This is a genomic window from Bradyrhizobium sp. CCBAU 53415, from assembly GCF_028128735.1.
Classification (GTDB): Bacteria; Pseudomonadota; Alphaproteobacteria; order Rhizobiales; family Xanthobacteraceae; genus Bradyrhizobium.
In genome coordinates this window covers 731861-754048 of record NZ_LBJF01000027.1, presented here as the reverse complement: position 1 = coordinate 754048, position 22188 = coordinate 731861, and the positions used below count along the sequence as shown (strand labels likewise).

Below are 22188 nucleotides of genomic sequence, written 5' to 3'. Positions count from 1 at the left end.
AAATACACTGCCACGTTTCATAGCTCTACCTCAGATCGCATCTGATCGTCGAGCCTTGATCCAGATCAATGGTGCCAAATGACGCGGAAGGCTCTGAGTCCCATCAAATGAGCAAGGTAATACCATTGTTGCCACATGCGGCAGCGTTGCTGTCGGTAGTTGGCGCCTGGGAGCTGGCGAAAGCACCGTCTGCAGACGGCGGCAGCTATTCTTGCGGGCGAACCTACGTGACCTCAGCGCAACAGGTCTGAGGGACTTCATGAGATTGCTACCTTGGAGCGAGACATGGAATCACAGCCTGATACACTGTCGTTTGTTGGCGGGAGGACAATAAATGACGCGGTTCATACCCGAACCCTGGTCTCGCTTTCTTGTTCGAGCAACGATCGGCGTAGCGGTGGCGTTGGCCAGCTTCGTGTCGAACGCTGCTTATGCCGATGAGGACGGAGTTTCGTATTGGCTTCCGGGACGCTTCAGCAGCCTTGCGGCGGTGCCTGCGGTCCCTGGCTGGTCAATGGCCGAGGTCTATTATCACACGAGCGTCTCGGCCTTCGGTAGCGCCGCAGCGGCGCGAGAAATTCGTGTCGGCCGAATCCCCGCCAACGTCAATGTCGATTTGAATTTGCGCTTGAACGCGCAGGGAGACCTTCTCCTGCTCAACCCAACCTACACATTTGCAACGTCGGTACTCGGCGGACAATTAGCAATCGGCGTCACCGGCTTGTTTGGCCGATCCGCCGCAACGCTCGACGGAACACTAACGGCGGCGGTCGGGCCGTTTGCGACAACCCGCACGGGCTCGCTTTCTGATTCGGTCACCTCCATTGGCGACCTATATCCGCAGATGACACTGAAGTGGAACGCGGGCATCCACAATTTCATGACATATCTGACCGGCGACGTTCCGGTCGGCGCCTACGATCCGATGCGTCTTGCAAACCTTGGCATCGGTCACGGCGCGATCGACGGCGGCGGCGGCTACACCTACTTCAATGAGAAGTTGGGGCACGAATTTTCGGCGGTCGCCGGGTTCACTTACAATTTCAAGAACCCTGACACGCAATACCAAAGCGGCATCGATTTCCACATCGACTGGGGTGCTTCGCAGTTTCTTTCGAAGCAGCTCTTCGTCGGGCTGGTCGGCTACTATTACCAACAGATCACGGACGATTTTGGCCAGCCGCCGATCCTGGGTGGTTTCCGGTCGCGCGTGGTGGGAGTCGGTCCTCAGATCGGATACCTGTTTCCGGTCGGCGGCTGGCAGGGATATTTGAACTTGAAGGGCTATGGCGAGTTCGCCGCAGAAAATCGGCCGGCTGGCTGGAATACGTGGCTGACGTTCTCGATCTCACCGATGGCGCCCACCAGCACTGTCGCGCCGACGAAGCACGTCATCACGAAGTGACGGGCGTTCACAATGACGCCGGTGGTGTGGCGGCCGCCTAGCGGCTCGCGCCAGACCATCTGCCGCGGCGTCCTCGACAAAAAAATCCAAGACGCGTGTCGGATCGGCGGCTTCCCGGTCGTCCTCGTGACATGAATGGGCCATAGACGCCAAACTCGGGCCCATCAATCACTGAGGATGAACGAAACATGCCCAATACTGTCCGCCTGCACCGCGTCCTGGCCACCAGCCCGGAGAAAGTCTATCGCGCCTTCCTGGAGGCCGATGCGATGGCGAAATGGCTTCCGCCGAACGGCTTCACCTGCGCCGTGCATCATTTCGAGCCCAAGGTCGGGGGCACGTTCAAGATGTCGTTCCGGAATTTCACCACGGGCAACGGGCATTCGTTTGGTGGCGAATATGTCGAACTCGTCCCCGGCGAACGCATCCGCTATACCGACAAGTTCGACGATCCCAATCTGCCCGGCCTGATCGAGGTGACCGTGATCCTGAAGAAGGTCTCGGTCGGAACCGAAATCGACATCACGCAGTCAGGCATCCCGGACGTCATCCCGCCGGAGGCCTGTTATCTCGGCTGGCAGGAATCGCTGCGAAACCTCGCAAGGCTGGTCGAACCGGAGATCAACCAGTAGTCTGAACGAAATAGCTTCGGGCCGAACCATCCGGGCCGCGGGCGCGTTCAACCTCTCCCGCTTGCCTTGCGAGGGAGGTCGGCACGAAGCGCCGGGCGGCACGATCACGGCGATATATTTCAGTGGTGCAACGGGCCAGCCGCAGCCCCGGCGCGGGAGCTCCCACGCCCACAAGCGGAAATATTCGGAACAGACGTGGCGCAGCAAGCGCCCTCCCGCCTGCATGCAGGCGCTCCCTGCAGTTCGATGCCCCTTGTGCCGGTTGAGCGGACGGCTAAACTCGGGCGGAATCGGGAGGGGGTTGATGAAACCATTCCAGGCGTTGCGGATGTTTGCCTGTGGCGCGCTGCTTGTTGCGGCCGCGGCAGCTTCGGCCCGGGCCGAAGGGACTTTTGAAATTCCCGCGGGAGCACATTTCAACAAGGACAGGCTGGCAAAGATCGACGAGTTCTTCCGAAACGAAGTGGCGACGGGGAAGATTCCCGGAGCGATCCTGCTCATCCAACAGCACGGCAAGCCGGTCTATCACCAAGCCTTCGGCGTGCAGGACGTGGTGTCGAAGGCCCCGATCACCGACCAGACCATCTTCCGCCTGTTCTCGATGACCAAGGCCATCACCAGCGTGGTTGCCGTGCAGATGATCGACGAGGGCAAGTTCTCCCTCGACGACCCGGTTGCAAAATACATTCCCTCGTTTGCAAATGTGAAGGTCGGCGTCGAGAAGCAAGCCAGCGACGGTACCAAGACGCTCGAACTGGTGCCGCCGAACCGGCCGCCGACAGTGCTCGACCTGATGCGTCAGACCTCCGGCGTCACCTACGGCTTCTACGGCGACAGCCTGGTTCGCAAGGCCTACAAGGCTGCCGATATCTATGCCGGTGATTTCGACCTCGCCGAGTTCGCCGAGCGGATCGCAAAACTGCCGCTGCACAATCAACCCGGCGCACTCTGGCAGTATGGCCATTCCACCGACATCCTGGCGCGGATCATGGAAATCACGTCCGGGAAGTCGCTGATCGAGGTCGAGAGGGAAAAGCTGCTCGATCCGCTCGGCATGAAGGACACCGGCTTCTTCGTCGGCGCCCCCGACAAGCAGAAGTTGCTCGCCCAGCCGATGCCGAACGACAGCGATTTCCGGGTGGGGCGCGAAAACGATCCGACCAAGCCGAAGAAGATGATGTACGCCAGTGGCGGCATGGTCTCGACGATGGCGGACTACGCTCGCTTCGCTCAAATGCTGCTCAATGGCGGCACGTACGAGGGCAAGACCATTCTCAGCCCCAAGGCGTTCAAGCTGCTGACGACGGATCAGGTCGGGCCCGGATCGGGCGTCGAGCGGGACTTCTTCTACTTTCCGGGCGACGGTTTCGGCTTTGGGCTCGGCCTCGCCGTACGCACCGATCCGGGCAACGCCAAGCCGCCGCCGCCGGGCGATCTGGGCGAACTGAAATGGGACGGCGCCAGCGGGTGCTATTTCGTGATCGATCCCAAGCAGGACATGTTCTTCGTCTTGCTCGAGCAGACGCCTTCGGAGCGCCAGCGCATCCAGAGAACTGTGAAGCAGCTGATTTATGAGGCGATGGAGAACTGACGGCGTCAGGTCGGCGAGCGAGCGACTGCAAACCGATGTGCACGCTTCAGTTCTGGCTGTGCGGTCTTGATGTGCGTCAAACTGTCAAAAGGGCAAAGCGGCTAGGAGCACGAGTCTTCCCTGCCGGCGTCGGAGGCGAGATGATGAGATCTGCTGTCGAATGGTTGATCATTGCCGGTCTTGCCGCTGGTTTCGCTGCCGCCGCCAAGGCCGAAGAAGTCGACATCGGGAAGGCGGAATTTCTGTCTTCGTGCGCGAGTTGTCATGGCGCCGACGCAAAGGGGAAGGGACCGGTCAGCGGCCAGCTCAAGACACCGCCTTCGGACTTGACCATGCTGGCCAAGAACAACAACGGGGTGTTTCCCACCAACGCCGTTTACGAAATCATCTATGGGTCGAAATCGGTCCCGGCTCACGGCACGCGTGAAATGCCGGTCTGGGGCGAACGATTCAACCCCATCGTCAACCTGCCTCACACCGTTGATCCCTATTATTGGCAAAAAGCCGGGCCGCAGCAAAACCCGGAGGTCGTCGTGCGGACGCGCATTCTCGCCGTGATCGACTACCTGAACCGAATTCAGCAGAAATAGCGACCGAACAGCGTCGCCGCAGGAACGCTGCCGCCTGCTACGCGACCGTGGCCTGACTTGCTGCCCAGCGATCCGGTTCGGGGCTATGTCCGATCAGCGCAAGCCCGTAGGCGATCGACTCGAACTGGTCGCCTGACATCAGCCGCTCGTTGCCGAACCGCTCGGCGAACAGTTTCCGGACGGCCGGCACGAAGGACGTGCCGCCGGTCAAGAACACCTTCTCGACCTCGCGCGCGGTGATGCCGGCCTCGCCCAGCACCTTGTCGACGGTCGCCCCCAACCGGGCGATATCGTCGGCGATCCAGGCTTCAAAATTCTTCCGTGTGATGGCCGCGCCGATCTCGACGCCGCCGCCCTTGAAGCGGAAGTCCACCTCGTCCCGCGCCGACAGCGCGACCTTGGCGTCGGACACGGCGCGGTAGAGCGCAAAGCCGAGGTCGAGATCGACGATGGTGATGAAATCCTCGAGCAGATCAGGCTTCAGCGCGGTGCGCGCAAGCTCGCGGAGCTCGCGCAGATCGCCGTTGCTCTTCATCATCGCGAGCTGATGCCAGCGCGCGAGGTTGGTGTAGTGGCCGCTCGGGACCGGCAGCACCTTGTCGAACGAGCGGAAGCTGGAGCCCTTGCCGAGCCGCGGCGAGACGACGTGGTCGACGATGCGGTAGTCGAAGGTGTCGCCGGCAATGCCGATGCCGGCATGGCCGAGCGGCTCGGCGCGAAGGCTGCCGCCCGCACGCGAGAAACGCATCACGGAGAAATCGCTGGTGCCGCCGCCGAAATCGGCAACCAGCACGGTGGCATCGCGCTCCAGCCTTCGGGCAAAGGAGAATGCCGCGCCCACGGGCTCGTAGACGTAGCGCGCGTGGCCGGCCCCCAAGCGCTCGAACGCGGCGCGGTAGCGCTGCATCGCCAGCGCCTCGTCGGGATTGCCGCCGGCAAAGCGCACCGGGCGGCCGACCGTGATGTTCGCCGCCTCGAAGCCGAACTTCCCTCCGCCATGGCGCGCCAGCGTCCGCAGGAACGCCGCCAGAATATCCTCGAACTTGTAGCGCTGCCGGAACACCTGGGTGGTGTTGAAGCTGCTGCTCGCTGCAAACGTCTTGAACGACTGGAGGAAGCGGTAGACGTGACGCCCTTCGAGGAACTGCTCGATCGCCCACGGACCGCCCTCGGCCTGGGCGCCGGCGCCAGGCCGGTCCTCCCAGAAGCACAGGGCCGACACGTAGACGCTGTGGCGCTGTCCGCCATGATCGAAGCGGATGGCCTCGACCCGGCGGTCGTCCGCCGCAATCGCGACGACCGTATTGCTGGTCCCAAAATCGATGCCGATCGAGACGGCGGGCGAGGCGCTCGACATGAACCACTCTGACAGATGATTGGAAAGGGGGGCAGAGCACTAACGGCTTTGCCGTCCCCTTGCAAGACCTGGTCGGAGATGGTCGCGCCCGGACCTCACGCCGAGGCTTTGATATTCACGTCGATCAGTTGGACTGCTCGCCGCGACGCCAGGCCGGAAACGGATCGGCGAGAGCGGACCATGCGGCGATGTCCATGGTGGACGTATCAGGGACAAGGCATGCGTCCAGCCTGCGGCGGATCTCGGCTTCGTCCATGCCGGTGCCGATGAACACGATCTCCTGGCGGCGATCGCCGTACACCTTGTCCCAATACTGGCCGAGCCGCTTGCGCCAGGCCTCGTCGTTCGGCCACCGCTCCCTTGGAACGCTCGCCCACCAGAAACCCAGCGCTTCGGTCCTCACGATCGCTCCCGCCTGGCTGATTTCACCGAGCCATTGCGGCCGCGTCGCCAGCCAGAAATGACCCTTCGCCCGGATCACGCCGGGCCAGGCCCCCTTGACGAACGTGTCGAACTTCGATGGATCGAACGGCCTGCGGGCGCGGTAGACGAAGTTCCTCACGCCATATTCCTGCGTTTCAGGCACGTGGTCGGCGAAACCATAGAGCTCCTTGTACCAGAGCGGATGCTGCTGGGCCTTCTCGAAGTCGAACCGGCCGGTGTTGAGCACGCGGTCGAAGGGCACGCGGCTGTGATTGGCCTCGATGATGCCGGCTTCGGGATTCAACGAGCGGATGATCTGCCGTGCCGCCTCGCGCTGTTGCGGCGAGGCATCGTCCACCTTGTTGAGGACGATCACGTCGGCGAACTCGATCTGCTCCACGAGGAGATCGACCAGCGTCCGCTTGTCGCCGTCCAGCACCTCGCCGCGCTCGCCGAGGAACTCGGTCGAGGAATAGTCCTTCAGCAGGTTGGCGGCGTCGACCACCGTCACCATCGTGTCCAGGTGGGCGATGTCGGAGAGGCTTTCGCCCTCTTCCGAGCGGAAATCGAACGTCGCTGCGACCGGGAGCGGCTCCGAAATGCCCGTCGATTCGATCAGCAGATAATCGAAGCGCCCGCTTTCGGCGAGCGCACGTACCTCCCTCAGGAGATCATCGCGCAGGGTGCAGCAGATACAGCCATTGGTCATCTCCACCAGTTTCTCGTCAGTCCGCGAGAGGTTGGCACCACCATCGCGGACCAGTTCCGCATCGATGTTCACCTCGCTCATGTCGTTCACGATCACCGCCACTTTCAGGCCGTGCCGGTTGTTCAGGACGTGGTTCAACAAAGTGGTCTTTCCAGCCCCGAGGAAGCCGGACAGGACGGTGACGGGAAGTTTGGGCATGGAGGTCGAACAGCCTTTTGAGCGGGATGGGTCGAGGACGGCGAGACACGGCATCTCATTATGTTATGTTATAACATAACATTCTCTGTCCGACGTGCCCCTGTCAAGGTGCCCTGCCGGCGGGGGGAACCCACCGCCCATGCCGCAATGCGGAACAACGAATGCTGCTATGCAAACAAACGTATGGACGCTGGCATCTGGTATACATAGATTGCCTTTCGAAATGAGGCAGCAAGAATGACTGTCTCGAGAAAGGGATCTCCGATGTCCAAGACCGCTGCCGTCGCTCTCGCCTCCTCCTCATCGCTGTTCGCCCGCCTGATGGCCGCGATCGACAGCTTCCTGATGGCGAGCGCAGAGATTTCCAATCACAACGGCGACCTGCCGCGTTTCGGCCTGTAGGAAGGCCTTGCCCGCCCGCCAAACGGTGGGCTGACAGACCCCGCAGACGCCAGGTTCGACCAAATGGCCCCGCATGTTCGGGGCCATTTTCTGTTGCCTCCCTGCCTGGCTTCCGACCACAACTGCGACAATTCGTCCGCCGGACCGACCGCCGATCCGATTGTCTGTTCGCTGGCATCGCGCATACCATTGGACAAGCAAGAACGGTTGCACAATCCAAAGTGTAAGGCGGGGAAACGTAACGCAAGGCGGGAACGGCAGAGGGGCACATTTGCCTCGAACCTTGGCGGGATCTTAGCCGAAAGGAGCGGATGCCGCGCCCTGCCCCTGCTCATACAGTTTCTACCGGGATTGCCATGGGAGATCGACCGCAAGGATGACACCAGGCATCTGAATCGAGATGGGCTGACGCAAGTCGACGAAGAGCGGCTGCGTTGAGGGTTCGACAGGGAGAGAAACAAATGAAGCCATCCGTTCTGAATGTCGCTTTGGCGGCAATCGCGATGTCGTGCGCCAGCAGCACCGCAAGCCGTGCTGCCTGGGAGCCGGTCCGTCCGGTCGAGTTCATCGTGCCCGCGGGCACCGGCGGCGGCGCCGATCAGATGGCACGCACCATTCAGGGCATCGTCACCAAGCACAACCTGATGAAGCAGCCGCTGGTCGTCATCAACAAGGCGGGCGGCGCGGGCGGTGAAGGCTTCCTCGATGTGAAGACGTCGTCGGGCAATCCGCACAAGATCATCATCACGCTCTCGAACCTGTTCACGACGCCGCTGGCCACGGGGATTCCGTTCAACTGGAAGGATTTGACCCCGGTCGCGATGCTGGCGCTCGATGAGTTCGTGCTCTGGGTCAACGCCGAGAAGCCGTACAACAGCGTCAAGGATTACGTCGATGCCGTGAAGAAGGCGCCGCCTGGCTCGATCAAGATGGGCGGCACCGGCTCGAAGCAGGAAGACCAGATCATCACGGTCGGCATCGAGAAGGCGATCGGCTCGAAGTTCACCTACATCCCTTACAAGGGCGGCGGTGAGGTCGCGGTGCAGCTCGTCGGCAATCACCTCGATTCGACCGTCAACAATCCGATCGAGGCGGTCGCGCAATGGCGCGGCGGCAAGCTTCGTCCGCTCTGCGTCTTCGACGCCCAGCCGATGGCGTATGACGAACCGATCGCCGACGGCAAGGCCTGGAAGGATATTCCGACCTGCAAGTCGCAGGGCCTTGCGATGGACTATCTCATGCTGCGCGGCATCTTCATGTCGCCCAGGGCCACGAAGGACCAGGTCGAATACTACGTCGAGCTGTTCAAGAAGGTACGCGCCACGCCGGAATGGCAGGAGTTCATGAAGAACGGCGCCTTCAATACAACCTTCATGACTGGCGCCGACTACGCCAAGTGGATCGAGGCCGAGGAGAAGCGCCACGAAGGCTTGATGAAGGAAGCCGGCTTCCTCGCATCGGGGAATTGAGCCGCGACATCGGCGACGGCTGAGGACGCTGCTCGTCCTCACGCCCCGCCGCGACCGCGGAACACCGCCATTCCGCCCGGAGGCCCCCATGTCTGAACGATCTGAACGCGGCCCGACCCACAAGACGCTGGAAATCGGGATGGCGCTGTTGATCGGCGCCTTCGGCCTCGTCGTCATCTTCGGCAGCCTGAAGGCCGGCATCAACTGGGGCGCCGAGGGCCCGCGCGCCGGCTTCTTCCCCTTCTATGTCGGCGCCGCCATCGTCGTTGCGAGCGCCATCAACCTCTGGCATGCGCAACGCGACGACGATGGCCGGCTGTTCGCAGAATGGAGACAACTGCGCCAGGTGATGAGCGTCGTCGTGCCGACCGCGATCTATGTCGGCTCGATGCCGTTCATCGGCCTCTACGTCGCCTCGATGGTCTTTATCCCCTGGTTCATGCGCTGGCTGGGCGGCTATCGCTGGCTGACGACTATCGCAGTGGCGGTCGGCATGCCGGTGCTGACCTATCTCGTTTTCGAGCGCTGGTTCCTGGTCCCGCTGCCCAAGGGTCCGTTCGAGGAATGGCTCGGTCTGTAAGAGCTGCGCCGTCGTTTCCGTCACTGCTGCAGGACGTATCGATATGGAAGAGTTAGCCAATCTGTTTCACGGCTTCGCGGTCGCCCTGCAGCCCTACAACATCATGCTGATGATCATCGGCATCACGCTCGGGGTCATCATCGGCGTGCTGCCGGGGTTAGGGGGCGCCAACGGCGTGGCGATCCTCCTTCCCCTGACCTTCAGCATGCCGCCGACTTCGGCGATCATCATGCTGTCCTGCATCTATTGGGGCGCATTGTTCGGCGGCGCCATCACCTCGATCCTCTTCAACATACCCGGCGAGCCCTGGTCCGTGGCGACCACCTTCGACGGCTATCCGATGGCGCAACAGGGCAGACCCGGCGAAGCCCTGACCGCAGCCTTCACCTCCTCCTTCGTGGGCGCGCTGTTTGCCGTGATCATGATCACGCTGGTCGCGCCCCTCGTCGCGGGCTTCGCACTGCGATTTGGTCCGGCGGAGAAGTTCGCGGTATACTTCCTCGCCTTTTGCAGCTTCGTCGGCCTGAGCAAGGAGCCGCCGTTCAAGACGATCGCGGCCATGATGATGGGTTTTGCGCTCGCGGCGGTGGGCCTCGATTCGATCACCGGACAGTTGCGGCTGACCTTCGGTGTCACCGAGTTGCTCAACGGCTTCGACTTCCTGATCGCCGTGATCGGCCTGTTCGGCATCGGCGAGATCCTGCTGACCATGGAGGAAGGGCTGGCGTTCCGCGGCGGCAACGCCACCATCAACCTTCGCGTGGTGCTGCAGACCTGGCGGGAGTTGCCGGCCTATTGGATCACCTCGCTGCGTTCCTGCCTGATCGGCTGCTGGATGGGCGTCACGCCCGCCGGCGCAACGCCGGCCTCCTTCATGAGCTACGGCATCGCCAAGCGCCTGGCGCGACGCGGCAACAATTTCGGCAAGGGCGAGATCGAGGGCGTGATCGCGCCGGAGACGGCCGCGCATGCCGCGGGCACCTCCGCGCTGCTGCCGATGCTCTCGCTCGGCGTGCCCGGGTCCCCGACCGCCGCCGTCCTGCTCGGCGGATTGTTGATCTGGGGCCTGCAGCCCGGCCCCATGCTGTTCGTCGAGCAGAAGGAATTCGTCTGGGGCCTGATCGCATCGATGTATCTCGGCAATCTCGCCGGCCTCCTCGTCGTGCTCACCTGCGTGCCGCTCTTCGCCGCCATCCTCCGCGTGCCCTTCGGCATCATCGCGCCGCTCATCCTGGTGCTCTGTGCGATCGGCGCGTATTCGGTACACAACAGCACCTTCGACGTGATGCTGATGCTGGTGTTCGGCGTGCTCGGCTATCTCCTGAAGAAGTGCAACTACCCGCTCGCCCCGCTGGTGCTCGCCATCGTGCTCGGCGACAAGGCCGAGGAAGCCTTCCGCCAATCGCTGCTGGGATCGCAGGGATCGCTCGGGGTGTTCTTCTCCAACGGCCTCGTCAGCACGATCATGGCGCTCGGCCTGGTCGCCCTGTTCTGGTCCGCGATCCAGGAAGGCTATAGCCGGCTGCGCACGTCGATGGCGTGAGGTGCCACCTGCGCAATCGGCGCCGCCGACGCCAAATTGCCGCAGGTCGGACTTCTGGAATATAGAATTCCAGGAATGCGTGGTTGTTGACGGACCGCGCCTCGGCTGGCGCGACCAGCGCACGCGTGGAAAATTCTCAAAGCGTGCGGGCTTTCAACAGTGGTCTTGCAACGCCGTGACGGCACGAAAGTGTTCGCTGAATCAATTATTTGAATGAGCTCAGCCGCCATCGCCGCCGGCGCGCCGGCGGCGATTTGGGCTTTACAATCCCGCACTCATGGCGCATGTGAACACGCCCGCGTTATTTCGCCGCACCTCCCGTCCTCCGCTTGAATCTTGGCATAATGAATACCAGGATGCGGGCAGCGCATGCATAAAAATGATCGGCGCATTCGGGAGGGTTTTTAATGACGGACATGGTGCAGTCGGCAGCGGCCCCCAATGCCGCACGCGTAAGCGATGCCTATCGCTGGGCGCAGTTGGCGATCGGCGTGGCGGCGATGGTGATGATCGCCAACTACCAATATGGCTGGACGTTCTTCGTCCCTGACATCCAGAAAAAGTTCGGCTGGGATCGCGCCTCGATTCAATGGGCCTTCACGCTGTTCGTGCTGTTCGAGACCTGGCTCGTGCCGGTCGAAGGATGGTTCGTCGACAAATACGGACCGCGCGTGGTCGTGCTGGTCGGCGGCGTGCTCTGCGCCATCGGCTGGGCGATCAACGCTCAGGCCACCTCGCTCAACGGCTACTATCTCGGCATGATCATCGCAGGCATCGGCGCCGGCGCCGTCTACGGCACCTGCGTCGGCAATGCGCTGAAATGGTTCCCGGACAAGCGCGGTCTTGCCGCCGGCATCACCGCCGCGGGCTTCGGTGCGGGCTCTGCGCTGACAGTCGCGCCGATCCAGGCCATGATCAAGGACAGCGGCTTCCAGACCACCTTCCTCTATTTCGGCCTCGGGCAAGGTATCGTCATCTGCATCCTCGCCTTCTTCCTGCTCGCGCCGAAAGCGGGCCAGGTGCCGAACGTGGTTGCGAACGCCAATCTGCTGCAGACCCGGCGCAACTATCAGCCGACCGAGGTGCTGCGTCAGCCGGTCTTCTGGCTGATGTACTTCATGTTCGTGATCGTCGGCGCCGGCGGGTTGATGGTGACCGCAAACCTGAAGCCGATCGCGGCCGACTGGAAGGTCGACAACGTGCCGGTCACGCTGATGGCGGTGACGATGACGGCGGTGACGTTCGCGGCCACGATCGATCGCGTGCTCAACGGCCTGACGCGTCCGTTCTTCGGCTGGATCTCCGACATGATCGGCCGCGAGAACACGATGTTCATCGCCTTCGGCATGGAAGGTGTCGGCATCTGGATGCTCTACCTCTGGGGCCACGATCCGATCTGGTTCGTGCTGCTCTCGGGCTTCGTGTTCTTCGCCTGGGGTGAGATCTACTCGCTGTTCCCCTCGACCTGCACCGACACGTTCGGCGCCAAGTTCGCGACCACCAATGCAGGCCTGCTCTATACCGCGAAGGGCACCGCCGCGCTTCTGGTGCCGATCGCCAACTACATGCAGCAATCGTCGGGCACCTGGGACAGCGTGTTCATCATCGCGGCCGGCGCCAACATCCTGGCTTCGCTGCTGGCGATCGCGGTGCTGAAACCCTGGCGCAAGGTCGTGGTCGCGAAATCGACCATCTGACCGCTCCGCCACAACTCACGCGAGCACGACGCCCGGCCCCGCGGCCGGGCGTTTTCGTTTGGCGGAAGACCGCCGCGATTCTCCGGATACGAACCGAACCCGCCGCATTTTGTGAACGGGAAGCCAAGATAGGGCTTGCAATCTGGGATATCGTATACCAATCTCCGGGCAGCGCCTGCGACGATAAGACACAATATTTGCGACATCAGGTCATCTTGGCAAACTGATGCGCAGCAGACCGGCGCATTGGGAGGTTCTGATGATTTCCAGCCCGGATGGCGCCGTCACCGCCGCACCGCTTCGCACCGGTTTCCGTTGGCTCCAGCTCGGCATGGGCATCGTCTGCATGGCGATGATCGCCAATCTGCAATATGGCTGGACGCTGTTCGTCGATCCGATCGACGCCGCCCATCATTGGGGGCGCGCAGCGATCCAGCTCGCTTTCACCATCTTCGTGGTCACCGAGACCTGGCTGGTACCGGTCGAGGCCTGGTTCGTCGACAAGTACGGCCCGCGCATCGTCGTCATGTTCGGCGGCGCGATGATCGCACTGTCCTGGGTGCTCAACTCCTACGCCGATAGCCTCACCCTGCTCTACGCAGCGGCAATCATCGGCGGCATTGGCGCGGGCGCGGTGTACGGCACCTGCGTCGGCAACGCGCTGAAATGGTTTCCCGACCGTCGCGGCCTCGCGGCGGGTGCGACCGCCGCCGGCTTCGGCGCCGGTGCCGCGCTCACCGTGGTGCCGATCGCGAGCATGATCGCATCGAGCGGCTACCAGCACGCGTTCCTCACCTTCGGCATCGGCCAGGGCCTCGTCGTGTTCGTGCTCGCCTTCTTCATCCAGCCACCGCGGATCTCGATCCCGCCGAGGAAGAAGCAACTCAATCTGCCGCAGACCAAGATCGACTTCACTCCGCCGCAAGTGCTGCGCAGCCCTGTTTTCTGGGTGATGTATCTCGTCTTCGTCATGGTCGCCTCGGGCGGGCTGATGACCGCGGCGCAGATCGGCCCCATCGCGCACGACTACAAGATCGCGAATACACCGGTGACGCTCGCAGGATTCCAGATGGCGGCGCTGACCTTTGCGATCTCGCTCGACCGCATCTTCGATGGTTTTGGCCGGCCCTTCTTCGGCTTCGTCTCCGACACGATCGGCCGAGAGCCCACCATGTTCATCGCTTTCGGCACCGCCGCGCTGATGCTGCTGACGCTGTCGGCCTACGGTCACATCCCCATCGTCTTCGTGCTGGCGACCGCGGTTTACTTCGGCGTGTTCGGCGAGATCTACTCGCTGTTCCCTGCGACGTGCGGCGACACCTTCGGCTCGAAGTTCGCAACCACCAACAACGGCATGCTCTATACCGCGAAGGGCACGGCCTCCCTGCTCGTCCCGCTCGCAAGCGTGATCTCGGCGGCATATGGCTGGAAAGCCGTGTTCGTGGTCGCGGTGGCGTTGAACGCAACGGCGGCGCTGATGGCGCTGTTCGTAATCAAGCCGCTGCGCCGCTCCTTCATCCTCGGCAAGGAAGCCGAGAGCACTGAGGCCGCGACCGGCAGCGCCAAGACCGAGACGGCGTAGCAACGACCCGCCTTCACGAAGAGAAAGGGGCGCAGCGATGCGCCCCTTTCTTTTTTGGCCGGCGACAAACGTCAGTGTTCCTGCCGCAAGATTTTTCGGATCGCCCAAATCCAGCGCTTGACGATTGGCATAATGTATACCACAATTCCTCATCGTTCACCCAAGGAGGTTGCAATGCTGGTCGGAGACATTCTGCGCAAGAAGACGCCGCGCGTTGTCACGGTGCGTATGAACGAGACGGTGGGTATCGCGGCCAAGCTGATGCGCGCCAACAACATCAGCGCGCTGGTGGTCAAGGACGTGGTCCGCTCCGAGGGCAACACCGCGGTCGGCATGTTCACCGAACGCGACGTGGTGCGCGCCGTCGCCGAGCACGGTGCGAACGCCGTCAACGTCAAGGTCTCGCAGCTCGTCTCGGTGCAGCAGCTGGTGTCCTGCACCTCCTCCGACCCGATCGAGCACGTCCGCCATCTGATGAACCGGCATCACATCCGCCATCTGCCCGTGATCGACGATTACAGCCTCGTCTCCGTCATCAGCATGCGCGACATCGCCGCTGCCGTCGACGAGGCGCTCAACGGCGCGCCGCAAGCGGCAGCCTGACAGGCGGCATCCTTCCCCTGCGACTACCGGCCGGCTCGGACCCGTTCGAGCCGGACCGGATCTTTCGCGCAAAATTCCGGTCTCCCGCGAGGATTTCATGAAGATCTGCATCTACGGCGCCGGCGCAATCGGCGGATATCTCGGGGTTCAGCTCGCGCGCGCGGGGGCCGATGTCAGCCTGGTCGCACGTGGCGCGCACCTTGCCGCGATGCGCGATCGTGGCCTGACGCTGCTCGCGGGCGAAGAGAAGCACACCGTGCATCCGCGCTGCACGGACGATCCCGCCGAACTCGGCGTGCAGGATTACATCGTCATTACGCTGAAGGCGCATTCGATCACCGGCGTGATCGAGAAGATGCAGCCGCTGCTCGGGCCCCACACCCGCATCGTCACGGCCGTCAACGGGATTCCCTACTGGTACTTCTACAAGCACGGCGGCCAATACGAGAATTCGACGCTGGAGAGCATCGATCCCGGCGGACGGCAGTGGCGCGAGATCGGCGCCGGGCGCGCCATCGGCTGCATCGTCTATCCCGCCACCGAGATCGAGGCGCCCGGCGTGATCCGTCACGTCTACGGCAACAATTTCCCGCTCGGCGAGCCCTCCGGCGAAACCACATCGGACGTGCAGCGCCTTGCCGACCTGTTCGTCGCCGCGGGGCTCAAGGCCCCGGTGCTCGACCGCATCCGCGACGAGATCTGGCTGAAGCTGTGGGGCAATGTCTGCTTCAACCCGATCAGCGCGCTGACCCATGCAACGCTCGATGTGATCTGCACCGATCCGGCGACGCGTGCACTGTCGCGGGCGATCATGGTCGAGACGCAGGCGATCGCCGAGACCTTCGGCGTCAAATTCCGCGTCGATGTCGAGCGCCGCATCGAGGGCGCCCGCAAGGTCGGCGCGCACAAGACCTCGATGCTCCAGGATCTCGAGCGCGGCCGCCCCATGGAGATCGACCCCCTCGTCACCGTGGTGCAGGAGATGGGCCGCCTTACCGGAATCGCGACGCCCGCGCTCGATTCAGTGCTGGCGATGGTGACCCAGCGCGCCCGCGTCGCCGGCCTCTATGACGGGGTCTCGACGCCATCAGATCCGCGCGCACTGGCGGTGGCATGATGGGGAGCGAGATGAAGAAGTGGCTCCGCTTCCGGAACAATGGTGCGGCCGGCTTCGGCACGCTAAGCCCGTCAGGCATCAGCGTGCATGAAGGCGAGATGTTCGGCCGCAATGCCGCGACCGACAAGACGCTGGCGCTGTCGGAAGTCGAGCTGCTCGCGCCCTGCGTGCCCGGCAAGATCGTTGCGCTCTGGAATAATTTCCATGCGCTCGCGGCTAAGCTGAACCAGCCCGAGCCGTCGGAGCCGCTCTATCTCCTGAAAGCCACCACCAGCATCACAACGCCGGGCGCCGTGATCCGCCGCCCCTCCTGCTACGACGGCAAGACGACCTATGAGGGCGAGCTCGGCATCGTCATCGGCAGGACCTGCGCGCGCGTATCGGCGACAGAAGCCGACAGCTTCATCTTCGGCTACACCTGCGTCAACGACATCACCGCCAACGACATCCTGACGCGCGATCCCACCTTCCCGCAATGGGCCCGCGCCAAGGGCATCGACGATTACGGCCCGTTCGGTCCAGTCATCGCGACCGGCCTCGATCCGGCCAGGCTCGTGGTCCGCACCATCCTCAACGGTGCGGAGCGGCAGAACTATCCGATCTCGGACATGATCTTCAGCGCGCAGGAGCTGGTCAGCAGGATCTCCCACGACATGACCCTGCTCCCCGGCGACCTCATCGCGGCGGGCACCTCCGTCGGCGTCGGCGTGATGAAGGAGCCGGTGAACACGGTGACGGTCGCGATCGACGGCATCGGCGAACTGACCAACGAGTTTCGGCTGTAACCGCCCCGCAGCGCAACAAAATTGATCCGGCGCAAATCGGCCGTCGCGGCCACCGGTATCCTTCCCCCTGCAAAGGGAGGACGCCATGACGAATGCCGGTAATGCGCTTTTGTGGACGGCCCTGTACTTCGCTCTCTCGTTCGCGGCAATTTTCGTAGTGTGGTTCGCCGACAGGATCCGCTCGAACTTCCTCGGGAAACGATAGTCGGAGGCGCACTGGTTGTTTTTTGATGCAGGCGGCTGGCCCTGGTCCACGCGAGCCGGCGCAGGCATGCGCACGTCACCTCGCGTTCGCGCGCAGCGCTTGGCGCTGCTGGAATTCCGGTGCTGCGCGAACGGACGATCCGCAAAGCCCCCTCCCTACGAAATCGCAGACGTCACGCCCCCCCCGAAACATCCGGACACATCACATCTGCGCGCGCCAGACATATGCCGCCAACATGTCCCGCGCCTGCCGCAACTTGGACGCATTCGGCCGCCCTTCTGTGGGGCGTGTCTGGGGGCACGGCATGACCGTGTTTGGACCAAACCTTCTAGGGGTATCACTGTGAAAAAGACTGTACTTGCTCTGGGTGCTTCGCTTGCTCTGGTGACGGCTGCAAACGCTGCGGATCTGCCGCGCCGACAGCCCGTGCCCGCCTATCCGGCCGAGCAGGCGCCGATCGGCAAGATGCCGATTGGCAAGAGCCCGGTTGGAAAGGCCCCGATCGGCAAGGCGCCCGGCCCGGTCGCAGCGCGTTACTGACGCGCAACACGATACGCATCTCGCGTAAAGCGGCCGAGAGTCGAGGGGCAACAGCGTGACGTACAAACCTGATCGATCCGGATCCTGCATCCTCGCGGGCCTCGCGCTCGCGGCCATGATCGCATGCACGATGCCCTCGGCCTCGGCCCATGAAGCGAACAAGCGCGTTGCCGATACGAACGCGCTTGCTACGACCGACACCGTCTCGCGGCCGGCGCCGCAAGCAACGCGGCGCTCCGTCGTGCGCGCGGAGAAGGGCCCCTACTACGTCGATTTCCGCGCGCGGACCGCCGCGAGCTGGGGCCATGCCTTCGTCTGGTATGGCAAGACCAGCGAGCGCGCAGTCGAGGTCGCCGGCCTGACGCCGGCCGGCGACACGCTTGCTTACGTGCTCGGTCACATCACTTTTGTGCCGTCCGAGACCGGCGCGAGCTACGGCGATCTCGATCCGGAATATCTGACCGCGAGCTATCGGGTCTACCTGAACGAAGCGGACGCCAAGCGCGTGTTCGCCTACATCAAGAAATTGCAGGCGAATTCGCCGGTCTGGAACGCCGAGACCATGAACTGCACCGGCTTCATCGGCGACATCGCCGAGTTCATGGGCCTGGAGGTTCCCAACCGCTGGCAACGTCCGGAAAACTTCGTCAACCGCCTCAAGGAAATGAACGGCGGCCGCCAGATGGTGCGGCTGTCGGCGGAGTAGCAGTGCGCCAGCCCGCCATTGCGTTACTGCATATTGCTTGTCCGTGCCCCGGACGCAGCGCGGCGTCTCTTTGACGGTGCGCTGCAGAGCCTCGATCAGAACATCCGCGGCTGCGTGGGTCCCGGCTCAGCGCCGCCACTGAAGAGCGTTGCAGCGCGTCCGGGACAAGAGATCGCGTGGCGCCGCCCCATGTGGTCGTTGCACACCGAAATTATCCGCGTCACGGAATCATCCCCGCCGCCCGCATGACGCCTTGCCCCCACCGCACGCCCCGCTGATAGACTTTTGCCATCTCCGGCGGCATCCTCCCCGTCATCAACCGACAACAGAGCCCGCGGGCCACCCAGGGGGGAAACACATCCATGTTGCAGACACGGTTCACCAAACTCGTCGGCGTCGAGCACCCGATCGTGCAGGGCGGCATGCAGTGGGTCGGCCGCGCGGAGCTGGTGGCCGCGGTCGCCAATGCCGGCGCGCTCGGCTTCATCACCGCACTGACCCAGCCGACGCCGGAGGACCTGACCAGGGAGATCGCGCGCTGCCGCGACCTCACCGACAAGCCGTTCGGCGTCAACCTCACCATCCTGCCCGCGATCAAGCCGCCGCCCTATGCCGAGTACCGCGCCGCCATCATCGAGAGCGGCATCAAGGTGGTCGAGACCGCCGGCAACAAGCCTCAGGAGCATGTCGACGAGTTCAGGAAGCACGGCGTCAAGGTCGTGCACAAATGCACCAGCGTCCGCCACGCGCTCTCGGCCGAGCGGATGGGCGTCGACGCCATCTCGATCGACGGCTTCGAATGCGCCGGCCACCCCGGTGAGGACGACACGCCCGGCCTGATCCTGATCCCGGCCGCGGCCAACAAGATCAAGATCCCGATGATCGCCTCGGGCGGCTTTGCCGATGCCCGCGGCCTCGTCGCGGCGCTGGCCCTGGGTGCCGACGGCATCAACATGGGCACGCGCTTCATGGCCACCAGGGAAAGCCCGATCCACCAGCTCATCAAGGAGAAGATCGTCGCCAATGACGAGCGCGAGACCGAGCTGATCTTCCGCACCATGCGCAACACCTCGCGCGTGGCCAGGAACGCAGTCTCGACCAAGGTCGTCGCGATGGAGAAGGAAGGCGCGAAGTTCGAGGACATCCGCGAGCTCGTTGCCGGCGCCCGCGGCAAGATGGTCTATGCCACGGGCAATTCCGACGAAGGCATCTGGTCGGCCGGCCAGGTCCAGGGCCTGATCCAGGACATCCCGACCTGCGCCGAGCTCGTCACCCGCATCGTGCGCGAAGCAGAGGCGATCATCCGCGACCGGCTCGAAGGCATGATCGTTCAGCCGCAACGCGAAGCTGCGGAATAATCACTGGAAGTCGCGAGAGTATTGCATGAAGGCTTACGTCTACGGTCCTGATGGGGCTCGTATTTCCGACGTCGTTCAACCAAAGCCTGAGGGTACGCAGGTGCTGGTCCGCGTCCGCGCCTGCGGACTGAACCGCGCCGACACCGGCATGCGCAAGGGCCACGCCCATGGCGCGGCCGGCGGCGTCGGCACCGTGCTCGGCATGGAATGGGCCGGTGAAGTCGCCGAGCTCGGGCCGGATGCCAAAGGTGTCAAGGTCGGCGACCGCATCATGGGATCGGGCGGCGCGGCGTTTGCCGAATACACGCTGGCCGATCACGGCCGGCTGTTCCACGCACCCTCGAACATGAATTTCGAGGAGGCCGCCACCCTCCCCGTCGCGCTCGCGACCATGCACAACGCCGTCGTCACCGTCGGCGGGGTGCAGGCGGGCCAGAGCGTGCTGATCCAGGGCGCGAGCTCCGGCGTCGGCCTGATGGCGATGCAGATCGCCAGGCTCAAGGGCGCCAGGCTCGTGATCGGCTCGTCGACCGACGCCTATCGCCGCGGCCGGCTGAAGGAGTACGGCGCCGACCTCGCCGTCGATAGCTCCGATCCGAAATGGGTCGACGAGGTGCTGAAGGCCACGAACGGCGAAGGCGTCGACCTGATCGTCGACCAGGTCTCCGGCAAGGTCGCCAGCCAGAACCTCGCCGCGACGAAGGTCAGGGGCCGCATCGTCAATGTCGGCAGGCTCGGCGGCACCCATGCCGATTTCAACTTCGACCTGCATGCGGCCCGCCGCATCGACTATGTCGGCGTCACCTTCCGCACCCGCACCATCGAGGAGGTCCGCGAGATTTTTGCGGAGGTCCGCAAGGACATCTGGGGCGCGGTGGAGTCGCGAAAGCTGCAGCTCCCCATCGACAAGGTGTTTTCGTTCGACGACATCGACACGGCGTTCGCGCACATGGAGGCGAACAAGCATCTGGGGAAGATCGTGGTGACGGTGTGAGCGGCATGACGGGATAGCGAGAGTGACAGCGCACTCCTCTCTCCGTCGTCATGGCCGGGCTTGACCCACGGCTGTCCGGTTCAAGCCCGGGCATGACGGGCGTTGTGGTCACGCTCCTGCAACTCACTCGCGACTACAGCTGTGGATCGTCGCTTGATGTTCACCCCCGGGCTGCTAAATCCCCGCCATGACCTCCCAGCACAGCAAAACCTCGGTCGCCGCGATCTCGATCTTCGCCAGCGGCGGCATGGCGGCGGCCAAGTTCGTGGTCGGGATCGCGATCGGCTCGCTGGCGCTGATCTCCGAAGCCCTGCATTCCTCGATCGACCTGGTCGCGACCATCATCACCTGGGCGGTGGTGCGGGTGTCCGACAAGCCCGCGGACGACGAGCACCATTACGGCCATGGCAAGCTGGAAAGCATCTCCGCGCTCGGCGTTACCGCCCTGCTCTACGTGCTGGCCGGCGGCATCCTGGTCGAGGCCTATAGCCGGCTGAGCGAGGGAACCCCGCCGCCGACGATCTCGGCCGTCCCCTTCGTCGTGCTGGTGATCGACATCGTCGTCAATCTCTGGCGCGCCCGCGCCCTGCATCGCGCCGCGCGCGAGACCAGGAGCCAGGCGCTGGCGGCGGATGCGCTGCATTTCGCCTCCGACGTGATGGGCTCGTTGGCCGTGATCGCTGGCCTGGTCCTCGCCGCCCTCGGCTTCTGGTGGGGCGACGCGGCGGCAGCCGCGGCGGTTGCCGTGATGATCGCAGCCCTCGGCCTGCGCATGGCCGGCTCCACCGTGCAGACGCTGGTCGATCGCGCACCGGAAGGCGCGCAGGAGAAGGCCACCGCCGCGATCCGCGGCGTACCGGGCGTGATCGACGTCGACCGGTTGCGTGTGCGCATGGTCGGAGCGACCACGTTCATCGACACCATCGCGCAGGTGCCGCGAACCTATCCGATCGACCGCGTCGAGGAGATCAAGCGGAGCGCGCAAATCGCCATGGACAAGGCGTTCGGCGACGCCGACCTCACCTTCACCGCCGTCCCTGTCGCGCGCAACAACGAGACCGTGCGCGACCGCATCATGGTGATTGCGCACAATTCGGGCCTCGCCGTCCACCATGTCACGGTACACGACCTCGGCGCCAAGCTGATCGTCGGCATCGACCTCGAGGTCGACGCCGACATGCCGCTCGAGGCCGCCCATGACGTCGCCAATACGCTGGAGCGCAACATCCAGGAGGAGTTCGGCGAGGACGTCGAGGTCGACGTTCACATCGAGCCCCTGGAACCCGAACTGCCGTTCGGCGTCGATGCCGCACCGGAACGCGTGCGGACCATCGCCGCCGCGCTGGCCGAATTCGCCGGCGAAGGCGAGATCCACGACATCCACAATGTGCGGGTCCGCAACACCGACGCCGGCGAGATCGTCAATTTCCACTGCCGCGCGGCACCGTCGATGAGCGTGATCAAGGTGCACGAGCATGTCGACGCGATCGAGCGCGCCTTGCGGCGCGCGTTCCCGAGCGTGAAGCGCGTGATCAGCCACGCCGAACCGCCGCGCGCGTGAACCAGAACGTGCGGGGAGTCGCGCGTTCTCGTTTCGGACTCTTCGCGCCCGCGAGTTTGCGGACACCCGCCGCACAAACTGCGCGTTGGATAAGAATAATTTCGCGTTAACGATTCGTTGACTCTCGACAGCCCGCGAAAA

20 protein-coding genes are annotated in these 22188 nt (G+C 63.6%); 18 read left to right on the top strand and 2 right to left on the bottom strand.

The genetic code is table 11. From position 1 onward, the window contains the following. Window positions 1-334 precede the first annotated feature (334 nt). The 4 genes from XH87_RS31600 (at window position 335) to XH87_RS31585 (ending at window position 4218) form a co-directional block, all read left to right on the top strand. A complete protein-coding gene (locus XH87_RS31600; protein WP_271590246.1) occupies window positions 335-1405 on the top strand; it encodes a SphA family protein in 1071 nt (356 codons plus the stop codon). Between the two features lie 188 nt (window positions 1406-1593). After that, window positions 1594-2037, top strand: coding sequence for an SRPBCC family protein (locus tag XH87_RS31595; RefSeq protein ID WP_271590245.1), 444 nt, complete (start codon window positions 1594-1596; stop codon window positions 2035-2037). Between the two features lie 304 nt (window positions 2038-2341). After that, complete coding sequence (locus XH87_RS31590; RefSeq protein ID WP_442868326.1) at window positions 2342-3628, top strand: serine hydrolase domain-containing protein; 1287 nt, start codon at window positions 2342-2344, stop codon at window positions 3626-3628. Window positions 3629-3771: 143 nt separating this feature from the next. After that, window positions 3772-4218, top strand: a complete 447-nt coding sequence (locus tag XH87_RS31585) for a c-type cytochrome (protein WP_271590244.1) — start codon at window positions 3772-3774, stop codon at window positions 4216-4218. Window positions 4219-4255: 37 nt separating this feature from the next. Here the strand turns inward: XH87_RS31585 and XH87_RS31580 are convergent, their stop codons facing one another. Continuing rightward, window positions 4256-5575 (bottom strand): Hsp70 family protein, encoded by a 1320-nt coding sequence (locus tag XH87_RS31580; RefSeq protein WP_271590243.1) that lies wholly within the window; start codon window positions 5573-5575, stop codon window positions 4256-4258. Between the two features lie 124 nt (window positions 5576-5699). Further along, on the bottom strand, window positions 5700-6905 hold the full coding sequence (gene zigA, locus XH87_RS31575; protein ID WP_271590242.1) for a zinc metallochaperone GTPase ZigA: 1206 nt from the start codon (window positions 6903-6905) through the stop codon (window positions 5700-5702). Between the two features lie 264 nt (window positions 6906-7169). On the opposite strand from zigA, the gene XH87_RS31570 reads away from it, so the two are divergent. The 14 genes from XH87_RS31570 (at window position 7170) to XH87_RS31505 (ending at window position 22047) form a co-directional block, all read left to right on the top strand. Next, window positions 7170-7307 carry a hypothetical protein gene (locus tag XH87_RS31570; RefSeq protein WP_193374072.1) on the top strand — a complete coding sequence of 46 codons (138 nt, stop codon included), beginning with the start codon at window positions 7170-7172 and terminating at the stop codon, window positions 7305-7307. A 461-nt stretch (window positions 7308-7768) separates the two neighbouring features. Further along, window positions 7769-8776, top strand: a complete 1008-nt coding sequence (locus XH87_RS31565) for a Bug family tripartite tricarboxylate transporter substrate binding protein (protein ID WP_442868325.1) — start codon at window positions 7769-7771, stop codon at window positions 8774-8776. 88 nt (window positions 8777-8864) lie between these two features. Then, window positions 8865-9356 carry a tripartite tricarboxylate transporter TctB family protein gene (locus XH87_RS31560; RefSeq protein ID WP_271590241.1) on the top strand — a complete coding sequence of 164 codons (492 nt, stop codon included), beginning with the start codon at window positions 8865-8867 and terminating at the stop codon, window positions 9354-9356. A 43-nt stretch (window positions 9357-9399) separates the two neighbouring features. Beyond that, window positions 9400-10899 (top strand): tripartite tricarboxylate transporter permease, encoded by a 1500-nt coding sequence (locus XH87_RS31555; protein ID WP_035699600.1) that lies wholly within the window; start codon window positions 9400-9402, stop codon window positions 10897-10899. A gap of 407 nt (window positions 10900-11306) precedes the next feature. Then, entirely contained in the window at window positions 11307-12596 is a 1290-nt protein-coding gene (oxlT, locus tag XH87_RS31550) for an oxalate/formate MFS antiporter (protein WP_271590240.1), read from the top strand. A gap of 259 nt (window positions 12597-12855) precedes the next feature. Beyond that, on the top strand, window positions 12856-14178 hold the full coding sequence (oxlT, locus tag XH87_RS31545; protein WP_158668319.1) for an oxalate/formate MFS antiporter: 1323 nt from the start codon (window positions 12856-12858) through the stop codon (window positions 14176-14178). A gap of 174 nt (window positions 14179-14352) precedes the next feature. Next, the gene (locus XH87_RS31540) at window positions 14353-14781 is read left to right on the top strand and encodes a CBS domain-containing protein (RefSeq protein WP_271590239.1); all 429 of its coding nucleotides are present in this window, start codon (window positions 14353-14355) and stop codon (window positions 14779-14781) included. Between the two features lie 97 nt (window positions 14782-14878). Further along, a complete protein-coding gene (locus tag XH87_RS31535) occupies window positions 14879-15898 on the top strand; it encodes a 2-dehydropantoate 2-reductase (protein WP_158668320.1) in 1020 nt (339 codons plus the stop codon). Then, window positions 15895-16683 carry a fumarylacetoacetate hydrolase family protein gene (locus XH87_RS31530; protein ID WP_271590238.1) on the top strand — a complete coding sequence of 263 codons (789 nt, stop codon included), beginning with the start codon at window positions 15895-15897 and terminating at the stop codon, window positions 16681-16683. The genes XH87_RS31535 and XH87_RS31530 overlap by 4 nt, the downstream gene beginning before the upstream one ends. 547 nt (window positions 16684-17230) lie before the next feature. Continuing rightward, window positions 17231-17428 carry a hypothetical protein gene (locus XH87_RS31525; RefSeq protein WP_193374073.1) on the top strand — a complete coding sequence of 66 codons (198 nt, stop codon included), beginning with the start codon at window positions 17231-17233 and terminating at the stop codon, window positions 17426-17428. Window positions 17429-17483: 55 nt separating this feature from the next. Beyond that, window positions 17484-18134 carry a hypothetical protein gene (locus tag XH87_RS31520; RefSeq protein ID WP_271590237.1) on the top strand — a complete coding sequence of 217 codons (651 nt, stop codon included), beginning with the start codon at window positions 17484-17486 and terminating at the stop codon, window positions 18132-18134. Window positions 18135-18496: 362 nt separating this feature from the next. Further along, a complete protein-coding gene (locus XH87_RS31515; RefSeq protein ID WP_158668322.1) occupies window positions 18497-19492 on the top strand; it encodes an NAD(P)H-dependent flavin oxidoreductase in 996 nt (331 codons plus the stop codon). A 25-nt stretch (window positions 19493-19517) separates the two neighbouring features. After that, entirely contained in the window at window positions 19518-20486 is a 969-nt protein-coding gene (locus tag XH87_RS31510; protein ID WP_271590236.1) for a zinc-binding dehydrogenase, read from the top strand. Window positions 20487-20673: 187 nt separating this feature from the next. Further along, window positions 20674-22047 carry a cation-efflux pump gene (locus tag XH87_RS31505; RefSeq protein ID WP_271525585.1) on the top strand — a complete coding sequence of 458 codons (1374 nt, stop codon included), beginning with the start codon at window positions 20674-20676 and terminating at the stop codon, window positions 22045-22047. Window positions 22048-22188 lie beyond the last annotated feature (141 nt).